Genomic DNA, 12,819 nt, shown 5'->3' with positions numbered 1-12,819 from the left:
TTTGCGCTGGCAAGGTAATTGCTAGGTTCCTGTCAAGGATCATTGGAACAGGACATTCATCATGGCTGGCATGCTCAATATCGGTGTTTCGGGCCTCAATGCGGCACAGGCCCAGCTGAACACGACCAGTCACAACATCACCAATGCCGGCACCACCGGCTATCACCGCCAGACGGTCGGCCAGGCTGCCCGTGAGCCTTTGTTCACCGGGGCCGGTTTCTTCGGCCAGGGCACCAACGTCACTTCCGTCACTCGCTCGTACGATCAGTTCCTTGAGGCGCAGGTGATGCAGGCGGACAACCGCCGCTCGCAGTATTCGGCCTACAGCAGCCAGATCGGCCAGATCAACAACCTGCTTGCCGACAGCACGACCGGCCTGTCGCCCTCGCTCGCAGAGTTCTTTGCCGGCGTGCAGGAGGTGGCGTCGAACCCCACCAGCGTGGCGGCACGCCAGTCCCTGATCTCCAATGGCCAGGCACTCGCATCACGCTTCCAGTCGCTCGACACCCGGCTGCAGGAGATCCGTCAGGGGGTGGAAGGCAACCTCGTCCAGACCGTCGAGTCGATCAACACTTACGCCAATGCCATCGCCGAGATGAACCAGCGCATCGTCGTGGCGCAGGCCGGCGGGGCGGGAACGCCGGCCAACGACCTGCTCGACCAGCGCGACCAGCTGCTGGCGGAGCTGAACAAACTGGTGCAGATCAGCGTGGTGCCCGAGACTGACGGCGGCAAGGCCAACGGCGGCGTGTCGGTCTTCATCGGCTCGGGCCAGCCGCTGGTGCTGCGCGGCACGGTGTCCGAATTCGAGGTCATCCCGAGCGCCACCGACCCGCAACGTGGTGCCATCTCCATGAAGGCGCCCGGCGGCAACACGATCGAGATCGCCGAGTCGTTGCTGACCGGCGGAGAGCTCGGGGGGCTGCTGGAGTTCCGCAGGGATTCGCTGGACCGTGCGCAGAACGAGCTCGGGTTGATTGCACTGGGGATCGTGGAAACCTTCAACGCGCAGCACCAGCTTGGTGTCGATCTCGAGGGCAAGCTCGGGAATCTATTCTTCAACCCGCCTCCGATCGGTGTTCAGCCGCTTGGCACGGGTGTAACCGTCGGTCTGGATGACGTGTCGCAGTTGCGTGCCAGCGACTACGAGGTCATTGGCGAGAGCGGCGGCTTCAGGGTGAAACGGCTCTCCGATGGGGACATCCAGCCTCCCCTCACCGCGTCCGCCGCAAGTGGCGCCCTCAGCATTGATGGGATGACGATCGACGGGAGTTCCTTGGCTGCGGGCCAGTCCGTTCTGGTGCAACCCACCCGCAATGCGGCGCGGGACATTTCGGTGGCCATCACGGACCCGCGCAAGGTCGCTGCCGGAGGCCCGGTTTCGGTCAACCTGCCGCTGACGAACCAGGGGACGGCGAAGGCGTCCGAGATCGATGTGCGCAGCGTGGGCAATGTGCCCGGAGCGCAGCCGTCGTTTGCCCCGTTTGCGCTGAGCTTCGACGGCGCGAATCTCGCCCTGCCGACCACGGGCGGTTACACCATCCAGCGACTCCAGTACCAGGCCAGCAGCGGCGAGTGGCTGCCGGTTGGCGGCCCCGCGACCTCGAGCACGGCCTTCGATCCGTCCGGTGATGCCGCCGGGGTCCGGTTCAGGGTTGTCGAGCCGGGCGGTTACGAATTCGATGTACGCATCAGCGGCGCGCCGCAGGTGGGCGACCGATTCGATTTCGCGCCCACTGTGGCCGGCGCTTCCGACAACCGCAATGCGGTCGCGCTCGGTGCCCTGCAAACGAAGAAGGTTCTGCTCGCGGATGCCAATGGGCGTCCCACAGCGACCTTCCAGACCAGCTACGCACAGACCGTGAGCACCGTTGGCAACAAGACGCGCGAGGTTCAGGTTAACGAGTCTGCGCAGGAAGCCCTGCTGACGCAGGCCACCACGGCGCGCGACAGCATGTCCGGCGTCAACCTCGATGAAGAGGCCGCCAATCTCGTCCGCTACCAGCTGGCTTACCAGGCTTCGGCGCGCGTCATGACCGTGGCGCAGCGGCTGTTCGACGAACTCATCAGCATCGGCCGCTGAGCCGGCAACACCGGGAGAACATCATGCGCGTATCGACAAGCATGATCTACGACAAGGGCGTAGGCTCGATCCAGCAGCAGTGGAAGAACATCCTGCAGACGCAGCAGCAGGTGTCCACCGGCCGGCGTGTGCTGACCCCCGCGGACGACCCCATCGCCTCCGCGCGTGCGCTGGAGGTCGGCCAGACCAAGGCGGTCAACACCCAGTTTTCGGTGAACATCGGCTACGCCGACGACGCCATGAAGCTGCTCGAGTCCCGCCTGCAGAGCGCGGGCGACGTTCTGCACTACGTCCGCGAGCGCGCGGTGCAGGCGGGCAATGGTGCCCTGGATGCCAAGGATCTGGGCTACATGGCAACGGACATGAAGGCCCAGTTCGAAGCCATGCTGGCGCTTGCCAACAGCCAGGACGGTACGGGCGACTACATCTTCGGCGGCTACCGATCGCAGCAGCAGCCCTATTCAGGCGGACTTTCCGGCGTCGGATACGAAGGTGATCAGGGCGAGCGGACGATCCAGGTCTCGGCCTCGCGCTACATGCCCGTCAGCTTGCCGGGCTCGGACGTGTTCGATCGTACGCTCACGCTCGGCACCGGGTCGATCAAGGTCTACGCGAACGCAGCGAACGAGGGACAGGCAGGCCCGACCATCGCGTCGATCGATGCGTCCAACGTACGGCAGGCAACGCGGTATCAGTTCGAGTACGACGCGCTCGCCGCGAGCTATACCGTAACCCGCATCGGGCAGGATGGGCAGGAAGTGCCGCTGGCGCCGGCAACCTATGCCGTCGGCAGCACGCCGACAATCGATGGTATCGATTTTGACCTCACCGCTGTGCCGGTCGGGAGTGAAGACAAGTTCGAGGTCTTCGTCCCTTCCACCAACCTGCTCAACAACATGGCGATGTTCGCCTCTGCGCTCGAGAGCCCGGGTGCCTCGGGCATGACCGGCGCTGTTGCCTTTGCGCTCGAAACCTTCGATGCCGGCCAGGAGAACATCCTCAAGACTCGCGCCCAGATCGGCTCCCAGCTCACCGAGACCGAAGCGCTCGCGAGTCTCGGCAGCGACCTCGACCTGCAATACGCCACTACGCTGTCCGGCTTGCAGGATGTCGATTACGCCGAGGCGATCTCGCGCCTGACGCAGCAACAGACCTACCTGCAGGCGGCGCAGCAGTCTTTCATGCGCGTTTCCGGCCTGTCGCTGTTCAACTACCTGAATTGAGTTCCTCCATGCGCACCGCACTTGTCGTTGGGGCTGCCGTCTTGCTCGCGGCCTGTACCACCACCCACGAGGCCTCGGTCCGCGAACCGGGGACAGTGTCGCCGGAGGAGGCCGTCGAGTTGCTCGCGCCGGTTGCTGCGCTCGCCGGTGGCCTGTCGATGCTCAGCGACCTGGACATGCTCGAGCCGCAATACATCGCCGGTGCGCTGGTCGCATTCGCGATCTATGACCCCTTCGCCCCCACCTGGCGCATCGACGTGCGAGAGGCTGGACGCGACCGGGTACGCATGGCGCTGAAGATGAAATCGCTCTTCACTGGCGGTGAGGGCGAAGCGCGGCAGGTGTTCCTGCGCAATGCGCGTCAGATCGTCGAGGCCGGGGGCTTCGCCGGCTATGAGGTCGTGCACTACGAGGAAGGCGTGGAGTCGACCCGGCCTTTCGCCCGCCGCTACGCGAACGCGGAGATCCGGCTGGTGCGCTCGCAGATCTTCCCCACGATGTAAGCGGGGGAAGAAGGGGAAAGGGTGAGAGGGCGAAAGGGCGAAAGGACGGGAGGGCGGAGAATTGCCCGCCCTCAGGGGGCCGGTGTTGGAAGCGGGGCGAGGGCGTCGAGCAGCAGCGAGATGGTGTCGAAGCCGCGTTCGAACAGGCTCTGCAGCACGGGGCCGAAGTTGGTCATGATCAGCAGCAGGCCGATGAAACCGGCGGTGAGCGTAATGGGGAAACCCACTGCGAACAGGTTCAGCTGTGGCGCTGCACGCGTCAGCACACCGAGTGCGATGTTCGCCACCAGCAGCATGGCGATGATCGGCATGGACAGCAGGAGCCCGGCCGCGAACACGGTCAGGCCGGTGCGCGCGATGAAGATCCAGCCGCTGGAACTGAGCAGATCGGTGCTGACCGGAAGCCACTCGAAGCTCCTGACCACGATCTCGATCAGCACCAGGTGACCGTTGGCCGCCAGAAAGAGCAGCGTGGCGAGCAGGTTCAGGAAGTCCGACAGCACCGCGGTCTGCCCGCCCGCGTCGGGGTCGAAGAAGATCGCGAAGGACAGGCCCATCTGCATGCCGATCAGTGCGCCAGCCATGTCCACGGCCGCGAACACGATGCGCATCATGAAGCCGATCGCGATGCCGATGAAGATCTGCTGGCCGAAGATCACCAGCCCCAGGCCGGAGTTCGGTGGCACGTCCGGCATCGGCGGCATGATCGGCAGCACGGCCACGGTCACCGCGATGCCGATTGCGAGCCGAGCGCGCACCGACACCCCTCGGTTGGCGAATACGGGCGCTGAAGAGAACAACCCGAGCAGCCGCGCGAGCGGAAACATCAGCGCGGCGAGCCATGCATCGAGCTGGGCGGCGGTTACGCTGAGCATCGGGCAGCGGTGCGGTGGTGCGTGCGGCGGCGCGGCGGCGCTAACCGATCATCGTCGGGATGGACTGGATCAGCCTGCGCATGAAGTCCGTCAGCAGGGTGATCATCCACGGCCCGGCAAGCACGAGGGTGACGAAGATCGCGACTAGCTTGGGCACGAAGGAGAGTGTCATCTCGTTGATCTGGGTCGCGGCCTGAAAGATGCTGATGATCAGGCCGGTCGCCAGTGCGGCGACGAACAGGGGTGCGGAAACCAGCAGCGTGACTTCGACGGCTTGACGCCCGATCTCGATGACTGCGGTAGGGGTCATGGCGTTTCTCCTCGGAACGCGCCCTTCAGAGGGCGAAGCTCTGTACCAGCGAGCCGATCAGTAGCGTCCAGCCGTCGACCAGCACGAACAGCATGATCTTGAAGGGCAATGACACGATCACGGGCGACATCATCATCATGCCCATCGACATCAGCACAGAGGCGACCACCATGTCGATGATGATGAAGGGGATGAAGATGATGAAGCCGATCTGGAAGGCGGTCTTGAGCTCCGACGTAACGAAAGCGGGGATCACCACGCGCATCGGCAGATCCTCGGCCTTCTCCACCGGAGGCACCTTGGCAAGTCCGGCGAAAAGATCGAGATCGGGCTCGCGCACCTGCTTGAGCATGAAGGCCTTTACCGGCACCGATGCGCGCTCGAGAGCCTCGTCGAACTGGATCGCCCCCTCGGACATCGGCAGGTAGGCGTCGGTATACACGCGCTCGGCGACCGGCGCCATGATGAAGAAGGTCAGGAAAAGTGCCAGCCCGAGCAGCACCTGGTTCGGCGGCGCGGTCTGCGTGCCCATGGCCTGGCGCAGCAGTGAAAACACGATGATGATGCGGGTGAAGCTCGTCATCATCAGCACCATTGCCGGGATGAAGCTCAGCAGCGTCATCAGCAACAGCGTCTGGATGGTCAGGCTGTAGGTCGTGCCGCCTCCGGGTGCATCGGTCGTGGTCAGCGCGGGCAGGGCCTGTGCGGCGGCCAGCAGCGGCAGGCCGGCGAGCAGTACGCCCAGGGCGAGCTGGCGCAGCAAGGCGGGGGACAATCGACGGCCGGTTTCAGCGCGCATTGCGGTGCTCCGTTGCCTGCTTGAGCCAGCTTGCGAAGCTGCGTCCGGCCGGTGTTGCCACCCCGGGCGCATCGGCGGCGAGCGGAAGCGCGCTGCGCTTCATGTCGTGCAGTTTGCTCACCGAGCCTGGCGCCACACCGAGCACCAGGACCTCGTCACCGAGTTCGACCAGCACCACGCGCTCGCGCGGACCCACGGCCGCGGCGCCCAGCACCTTGATGGCGGCGCCACCCCCGCGCGGTGCGCCCAGCCGGCGGATCAGCCACAGGCTGGCGAGCAGCAGCGCGATGACGATGGCGAGCCCGAACGCCATCTGCAGCAGGCTGGCACCGAGCTCGGGGAGGGGGGAAGAGGTAGGGGTGGAGACGGGGGTGGGGGCAGTCTGTGCCAGGGCAGCGCCTGGCCAGAGCGGGGCCAGTGTCGTGGTGCCCGCCAGGACAGGAACGGTCAGTCGTTGCAGGGGCATGGGTCGATCAGCTGCGGATCTTACGCATTCGCTCGGCGGGGGTGATGATGTCGGTCAGACGGATGCCGAACTTGTCGTTGACCACGACCACCTCGCCCTGGGCGATCAGGGTGCCGTTGACCAGCACGTCCATCGGCTCGCCCGCAAGACCGTCCAGTTCGACCACCGAGCCGTGTGCAAGCTGCAACAGGTTGCGGATCGACAGCTTCGTGCGCCCCAACTCCACAGTGATCTGCACCGGGATGTCGAGGATCATGTCGAAATCATTCAGCGACCCCTGCTTGTCGCTGCTGCCGCCGAAGTCTTCGAACAACTGGCTGGCCGGCTTGGCCTGGTAAGGCGAGCCGTCCATGGCCGCCGCGGCGAGTTCGGCCGCCACGCGGTCGGCCTCGCCGTCGCCTCCGGCTTCGACCGCGGCCTGCTCCATCATCGCAGCGGCCCAGTCGTCTTCGGTGATCTGGGGTTCCAGATTGTCGTCAGCCATTGTTTTCTCCCGGATGGCTCGATGTGTCGGTGTCGTCGGCGCGGATGAATTGCTCGAGCTTGATGGCGTAGTGTCCGCCCTTGGTGCCGTGGTTGCACTTGAAGACCGGTACCCCATCCACCTCGGCAACCAGTGCGGCGGGCACGTTCAGCGGAATCACGTCCCCCACGCGCATGTCGACGATGTCGCGCAGGGTGAGGCGGGCGCTGCCGAAATTGCAGCCCAGCTCCACCTCGACGGTCTGCAACTGTCGCGTCAGCAGCTTGATCCAGCGGCGATCCGAGGTCAGATGGTCGCTCTGCATGGTGGAATACAGCAGATCGCGAATGGGTTCGAGCATGGAGTACGGGAAGCAGATGTGCATCTCCGCCTGCGCGCCGCCGAGTTCGAGCGAGAAGCTGGTCGCGACTACGACTTCGGAGGGGGTCGCGATGTTGGCGAACTGCGAGTTCATCTCCGACCGAACGTACTCCAGATGCAGTGCGAACACCGGTGCCCAGGCGCGGGCGTACTCGGTGAAGACCACGTTGAGCATGCCCTGGATGATGCGCTGCTCGGTGGGTGTGAAGTCACGCCCCTCGACCCGGGTGTGGAAGCGCCCATCGCCGCCGAACATGTTGTCCACGACCAGGAACACGAGGTTCGGGTCGAAGACGACCAGCCCGGTGCCGCGCAGCGGCTTGGCGGTCACCAGGTTGAGGTTGGTGGGCACGACGAGGTTGCGGATGAACTCTGCGTACTTTTGCACCTTGATCGGTCCCACCGAGACCTCGACGTTGCGGTGCATGTAGTTGAACAGGCCGATGCGCAGATAGCGTGCGAAGCGCTCGTTGATGAGCTCGAGCGTAGGCATGCGCCCCCGCACGATGCGCTCCTGCGTCGCCAGATTGTAGGGGCGAATGCCTTCCGTCCCCGCGTCGTCCGCAGCCTGTTCGTCCGTCTCCCCGGTCACGCCCCGTAGCAGGGCGTCAACCTCTTCCTGGGAGAGAAAGTCCGCGGACATGGTGCCGCTCCTTACTGGATGATGAAGGAGGTGAACAGCACCGACTGCACGGGGCCGTTCGGGATGGGGCGGCCGCTCGCATCGCGCACCGCCTGGAAGCCGAGCGCCTCATTGACCTGCTGGGTGATCTCGAGCGAGAGCGCCTCGCGCCCTTCGATGGTGGCAAGCTCCGAGGGGAGTTTGGCCGACAGCAGCAGGTTGATGCGGTGGCGGATCTCCGGCATGAAGGCCTTCAGAGTCGGCTCCATCTTCGGGTCGGCGATGCGCATGACCGCCACCACCTGGAGGTAGTGGTCGCCCTCGTCGCGACGCAGATTGACCGTGAAGGCGTCGAGCGGAATGAAGATCGGTGGCTTGGTGAGGTCGACGGTGCCCTGGGTCTGGAGCTGCGCTTGCGCTGCAGCCTCGCTGGCAGCGGCTTCCTCACCGTCCTTGTCCTTGCCACCCTTGAGCAGCAGCAGCGCACCGACGCCCGCGGCGATCAGGATGAGTACCACGAGCAGCACGATGACGATGATCAGGCCGAGCTTGCCTTTCTTCTTGGGGACGTCTTCGCCTTCTTCCGTCTTTGCCGGTGCCTTGGCCATGCGTTTCTCCTGTTGTACGAATTGCATTATCCGGGAGGGGCACGCAAGCCAAAGCGCCGAAAAGTGGGGCAGAGCAGCCCCAATTCGCGCACTTCAGGCGAAGGTGTCGACCATCCCCTGCTGTTGTTTCACCCAGCCGCCACCGCTGCCGGACTGGGTCCCCGCCCCGTTGAGGGCTTCATCGCCCTGGCCATTTCCCCCGTCCTGGCGGGAGGTGCCGCCATCGCGGCCCTGCTGACCCGAAGTGCTCACGTTTGCATCGCCCAGCATGATGCCCGCCTGCTGAAGGATCTCGCGCAGATGCGGCATGGCGCGCTCGAGCGCATCGCGGGCGGCCTGGCTGGACGCGATGAACTGCGCCGTCGTCTGGTCGCCGTTGAGGCTGATCGAGACTTCGAGCTTGCCGAGGCTCGGCGGTGTCAGCACCAGTTCTGCCTTGCTTTCGGCGCGGCCGAGCATCCAGCGCACCTGGTTGCTGACGTCCTCCGCCCACGCCTGCTGGCCGGCTGGCGTCTGGACGGGCAACTGCGGCGTGGGTTGCGCACCCTGCGCCTGGCGCAGCAACTGCGGCGAACCATGCAGGTGCAGTCCGGTGCCCTGCAGGCTGGCGCCGCCCTCTGCGCCTTCCTTGACCAGTCCCGTCGCAGCCTCGGCACCGCGTCCGGCGGCGATGCCGGCAGAAACTGCGTTTGCCGCCACTGCGATGGCCTTGGCCTGCAGCCCGGGGTTGGCATTGCCGTCCGCGATCTCCTGGCCCAGGCTCGTCAGCAGCGCCGAATTATGAATTGATTTCTTCCCGCCGTTGGGGTTCGTCAGCAGGCTCTCCGTGCCATCCTCCACGGCGGCACTGTCCTGCTGCCCGGAGAGCAGGGCGGCAATGGCTGCCGGCAAGCCGGCAACGGAAGCCGCCGCCGAAGCCTCCGGGCTGCCGGCTGTGGCAGGCTGCTGCGGCTGTGCTGCGGTCTGCGCCTGTCCTTGCGCGTCGGAAGGGTTCTGGCCGCTGCCCGAGTTGCCATCCTGCGCTTGGGTGGAGGGCGGGGCGTCCGCGGGTTGGTCCGCCTCGGCCGCGCGTGCGCCGTCGGGGGAGGACGCGCGCTCGGGCGAGGGGCTGTTGCGGCCTTCGGCAGCGGTGCTGCGTTCCGCACCCTGCCTGTCCTGCGGGCGCGGAGCTTCATTGCGTGGGGGCTCCGGCATCCGGCTCTGCAGGGTTTGCGAGAAGGAGTTGGCGCGGGTGTCGGTGCGGAAACTGGCCTGGGCTTCGGTGCGCGCGTTGCGGGCCGCCGGGTTTGCGGGCTCTGGCTGCGCCGAGAGCAGGTTCACGGCGGAGACCGGGTTGCGTGCGGAGGCGTATGCGGAAGGCAGTGCAGACATGTCTGGGTCCCTGTGAGGCTGGCGGGGATCAAAGGATCCGGTGCGCAACCTCAAGCAAGGCTCATGCCACCAACGGACAGGGCCCTGCGACGGGCTTCGGGCGCGTGCTCAGCGGGGTCAAGATTCGCCCTCGCCTTCGTCATCGCTGCCGGAATCGAATCGCCGGCGCGCCGCGTGCTCGTCCGCCTGTTTCTGCTCGCGCCGTGATTCGGCTTGGTCCAGGGCAGAGCGGTGGCGCTGCGAGAGCGTGTCGAAGGCCTTCAGGCGGGTGTGCTGGGCGATCCAGCTCTGCTGACCTTCCACCGTGCGCGCCTGGGACTGCTCCACGAGCTTGCGCTGTGCGGCGATGGCTTCATCGAGCTTGCCCATGAAGGCGCTGAAATTGCGCCAGGCGTCCGGGCTCATGCCATCGCGCGCAGCCTGCACGAAGCGCTCGTTGTATTCCCTGCGGTAGGTTTCGAGCATCTCGAGCTTCTGCGCCTGATCGCGCTCGGCGGCGACGAGCTCGCCAAGCCTGCGGGCGGCTTCGTCGGTGCGGGTGTTGGCGAGGTCGAGCAGGGGCTGGAGGTGGAATTGCGCAGTCATCGGCTGCCGGTTGGCGTGCAGTCTGGAAGCCGGATTCTAGCGTGCCGGAGGGCCGCTGGCTCGTCTTGCCCAACAGTCTTGCCCGATCCAGACCCCTGTCCTTTGCGCCGGCAAGCGCGAACGGGGGGCCGTGCGCCTTGTCAGCCGAACACTTCGGCGAGCTTGCGCAGCGCGCCCTCGTGCGATTCGCGTTCGTGGATGCCCTGCTGGAGGAAGGCCTCCAGCCTGGGGTACAGCCGCACCGCGGTGTCCAGCACCGGGTCTCCGCCGGCCTGGTAGGCGCCCACCGCGATCAGGTCGCGCGAGCGCTGATAGCGCGAGAAGAACTGCTTGAACTGGCGCACGACGGCGAAGTGGTCGTCGCCCACCAGGTTGTGCATTGCGCGCGAGATGGACTGCTCGATGTCGATCGCGGGGTAGTGGCCCTGATCCGCGAGCGTGCGGGACAGCACGAAGTGGCCGTCGAGGATCGCTCGCGCAGAATCCGCGATCGGGTCCTGCTGGTCGTCGCCTTCGGCGAGCACGGTATAGAAGGCAGTGATCGAGCCGCCGCCCTCCGGGCCGTTGCCGGCGCGCTCGACCAGTGCAGGCAAGCGCGCGAACACGCTCGGCGGGTAGCCGCGGGTGACCGGCGGCTCGCCGATCGCCAGCGCGATCTCCCGCTGGGCCATCGCGTAGCGCGTCAGCGAATCCATGATCAGCAGCACCTGCTTGCCGCGGTCGCGGAAGTGTTCCGCCACCGTGGTCGCATAGGCTGCGCCCTGCATGCGCATCAGCGGGCTGGTATCGGCTGGCGCCGCGACCACCACCGAGCGCGCGAGACCTTCCGGGCCCAGGCTCTGGTCGATGAACTCCTTCACTTCCCGGCCCCGCTCGCCGATCAGGCCGACCACGATCACGTCGGCTTCGGTGTAGCGGGCCATCATCCCGATCAGCACCGACTTACCCACGCCGGAGCCGGCGAAGAGCCCCAGGCGCTGCCCGCGCCCGACCGTCAGCAGCGCGTTGATGGCGCGAATGCCCACATCGAGCGGCTGGCTGATCGGTGCGCGCGAGAGCGGGTTGATTGCACGGCCCTGCAGCGAGCGCGTTTCCTGGGTCCCGAGCGGACCATGTCCGTCCAGCGGACGGCCGGCGCCATCCACGACGCGGCCCAGCAGCTCATCGCCCACCGGGAGATGCTTGGCGCGGTCGGCGGCGCGCCGGCGCGGGCCGATGCGCTTGCCCGGCACCAGGCGCGGCACGCCCACTTCGATCGGCAGCACGCGCGCCCCGGGGGCGAGGCCGAAGACGTCGTCGGTGGGCATCATGTACAGCTTGTCGCCGTTGAAGCCCACCACCTCGGCATCCACCGAGCCGCCTCCGGGCACCAGGATGCGGCAGCCCGCGCCCAGCGGCAGCTTGATGCCGGCGGCCTCCATCACCAGCCCGTTGATGCGCGTGAGCCGGCCCGAGGTTTCGAGCGGGTTGCAGCCCTCGACCAGATGGCGTCCGTCGGTGAGGAAACTGCGCCACAGGGCGGTGTGTGGATTCATGGGCCGGGTGCCTGCGCCGCTCCGGGGCCGCCGGGCTGGCTGTCGTCTGGGCTGTTCGCGTCCTTGAGCGGTTGCCTGCCTCCTTCCCCGCTTCCGTCTTCGGTTGCGCCCCAGACTGGCTCCTCCGTCTCTTCGTCCGCCTGTTCCGCAACGCTCTCCGCAACGCTCTCCGCAACGTCCTCCGCGGCCCCTTCCGCGGGCGACCAGGCGGCCTTCTCGTGCCCGATCGATTCCAGCACCCGGCGCCAGCGCGTCTGCAGGGTCGCGTCTACAACGGTGCCCTGGCCCTCGATGCGGCACTCGCCGCGCTGAAGGTGCAGATCCTCGTGCAGCCGATGTCCGCCGTGTGCGAACTGATCGCCTGCGTGCCTGCGCACGAGGTCCAGGTCCTCGGGGTGAAGATGGATCTGCGCGTGCCCCTGGGGAAGCTGGAGCAGGGCTTCGCGTACGGTGTCGAGGATGGTTTCGGGGTGGTGCTCGAGCGTGAGCCGCACCATGCGCCGCGCCATCTCGATCGCGAGCGCCATGAGCTCTTCTGCGATCTCCGCGTCCAGCGTCTGCATCGCGTCCTCGAGCGTGTCCACCAGCCTGGCGATCCGTCCGGCTTCCTGCGCGGCCTGGCGCTGACCTTCCTCGTACCCCTGCTTGCGTCCGGCCTCCAGCCCTTCGGCCACGCCTTCGCGCCGGCCTTCGTCGAAGCCGGCCTGGCGCACCTCCTCGTGCATGCGCTCGATCTCCTCCGCTGTGGGCAGGCGGAAATCGGGGGGCAACTCGGGCAACTCGGGCGGCCCGGCTGGGGCGGGCGCCTCCTCCGCCGCAGCGGGTGCAGCGACTGCGGTCGGTTCGGCCTCAGCCGATGATGCCTCGCCGGTATCCGCGTCGTCTGCAGCGCCGTCCTCGCCTTCGGCATCGAAGTCGGCCGGCGTCCAGCGCCTGTAGGCCCCTACGGCCTGATGGCGGGAAATGCTCATGGGCGGCTCACGTGTTCAGTGCCG

The 12,819-nt window shown here is 66.6% G+C and carries 14 protein-coding genes; 3 read left to right on the top strand and 11 right to left on the bottom strand.

The window, feature by feature from the left end:
* The first annotated feature begins 61 nt into the window (after positions 1-61).
* From flgK to ACNKW1_RS02165, 3 genes are read left to right on the top strand one after another with little or no spacing between them, the layout of a single operon-like run.
* Positions 62-2,083 (top strand): flagellar hook-associated protein FlgK, encoded by a 2,022-nt coding sequence (gene flgK, locus ACNKW1_RS02175; RefSeq protein WP_418362955.1) that lies wholly within the window; start codon positions 62-64, stop codon positions 2,081-2,083.
* Between the two features lie 23 nt (positions 2,084-2,106).
* Complete coding sequence (gene flgL / locus ACNKW1_RS02170) at positions 2,107-3,306, top strand: flagellar hook-associated protein FlgL (RefSeq protein ID WP_418362954.1); 1,200 nt, start codon at positions 2,107-2,109, stop codon at positions 3,304-3,306.
* An 8-nt stretch (positions 3,307-3,314) separates the two neighbouring features.
* The gene (locus ACNKW1_RS02165) at positions 3,315-3,809 is read left to right on the top strand and encodes a hypothetical protein (protein WP_418362953.1); all 495 of its coding nucleotides are present in this window, start codon (positions 3,315-3,317) and stop codon (positions 3,807-3,809) included.
* A gap of 71 nt (positions 3,810-3,880) precedes the next feature.
* Here ACNKW1_RS02165 and fliR read toward each other — a convergent pair whose 3' ends face one another.
* The 11 genes from fliR to ACNKW1_RS02110 all read right to left on the bottom strand — a co-directional run bounded on the left by fliR (position 3,881) and on the right by ACNKW1_RS02110 (position 12,795).
* Positions 3,881-4,684, bottom strand: coding sequence for a flagellar biosynthetic protein FliR (gene fliR / locus ACNKW1_RS02160; protein WP_418362952.1), 804 nt, complete (start codon positions 4,682-4,684; stop codon positions 3,881-3,883).
* Between the two features lie 40 nt (positions 4,685-4,724).
* Positions 4,725-4,994, bottom strand: coding sequence for a flagellar biosynthesis protein FliQ (fliQ, locus tag ACNKW1_RS02155; protein ID WP_418362951.1), 270 nt, complete (start codon positions 4,992-4,994; stop codon positions 4,725-4,727).
* Positions 4,995-5,019: 25 nt separating this feature from the next.
* Positions 5,020-5,793 (bottom strand): flagellar type III secretion system pore protein FliP, encoded by a 774-nt coding sequence (gene fliP / locus ACNKW1_RS02150; RefSeq protein ID WP_418362950.1) that lies wholly within the window; start codon positions 5,791-5,793, stop codon positions 5,020-5,022.
* Positions 5,783-6,259, bottom strand: coding sequence for a flagellar biosynthetic protein FliO (fliO, locus tag ACNKW1_RS02145; protein ID WP_418362949.1), 477 nt, complete (start codon positions 6,257-6,259; stop codon positions 5,783-5,785). The genes fliP and fliO overlap by 11 nt, the downstream gene beginning before the upstream one ends.
* A gap of 7 nt (positions 6,260-6,266) precedes the next feature.
* Complete coding sequence (gene fliN / locus ACNKW1_RS02140; RefSeq protein ID WP_418362948.1) at positions 6,267-6,743, bottom strand: flagellar motor switch protein FliN; 477 nt, start codon at positions 6,741-6,743, stop codon at positions 6,267-6,269.
* On the bottom strand, positions 6,736-7,746 hold the full coding sequence (gene fliM / locus ACNKW1_RS02135) for a flagellar motor switch protein FliM (RefSeq protein ID WP_418362947.1): 1,011 nt from the start codon (positions 7,744-7,746) through the stop codon (positions 6,736-6,738). The genes fliN and fliM overlap by 8 nt, the downstream gene beginning before the upstream one ends.
* An 11-nt stretch (positions 7,747-7,757) precedes the next feature.
* The gene (locus tag ACNKW1_RS02130) at positions 7,758-8,333 is read right to left on the bottom strand and encodes a flagellar basal body-associated FliL family protein (RefSeq protein WP_418362946.1); all 576 of its coding nucleotides are present in this window, start codon (positions 8,331-8,333) and stop codon (positions 7,758-7,760) included.
* 93 nt (positions 8,334-8,426) lie between these two features.
* On the bottom strand, positions 8,427-9,704 hold the full coding sequence (locus ACNKW1_RS02125; RefSeq protein ID WP_418362945.1) for a flagellar hook-length control protein FliK: 1,278 nt from the start codon (positions 9,702-9,704) through the stop codon (positions 8,427-8,429).
* 117 nt (positions 9,705-9,821) lie between these two features.
* On the bottom strand, positions 9,822-10,289 hold the full coding sequence (fliJ, locus tag ACNKW1_RS02120) for a flagellar export protein FliJ (protein WP_418362944.1): 468 nt from the start codon (positions 10,287-10,289) through the stop codon (positions 9,822-9,824).
* A gap of 140 nt (positions 10,290-10,429) precedes the next feature.
* Positions 10,430-11,824, bottom strand: a complete 1,395-nt coding sequence (gene fliI / locus ACNKW1_RS02115; RefSeq protein WP_418362943.1) for a flagellar protein export ATPase FliI — start codon at positions 11,822-11,824, stop codon at positions 10,430-10,432.
* The gene (locus tag ACNKW1_RS02110; protein WP_418362942.1) at positions 11,821-12,795 is read right to left on the bottom strand and encodes a flagellar assembly protein FliH; all 975 of its coding nucleotides are present in this window, start codon (positions 12,793-12,795) and stop codon (positions 11,821-11,823) included. Before ACNKW1_RS02110 ends, fliI begins: the two co-directional genes overlap by 4 nt.
* Between the last annotated feature and the right edge of the window lie 24 nt (positions 12,796-12,819).

This window comes from Thauera sp. WH-2 (assembly GCF_048321015.1).
GTDB lineage: Bacteria > Pseudomonadota > Gammaproteobacteria > Burkholderiales > Rhodocyclaceae > Thauera.
This window is presented reverse-complemented; position numbering and strand designations above follow the sequence as displayed.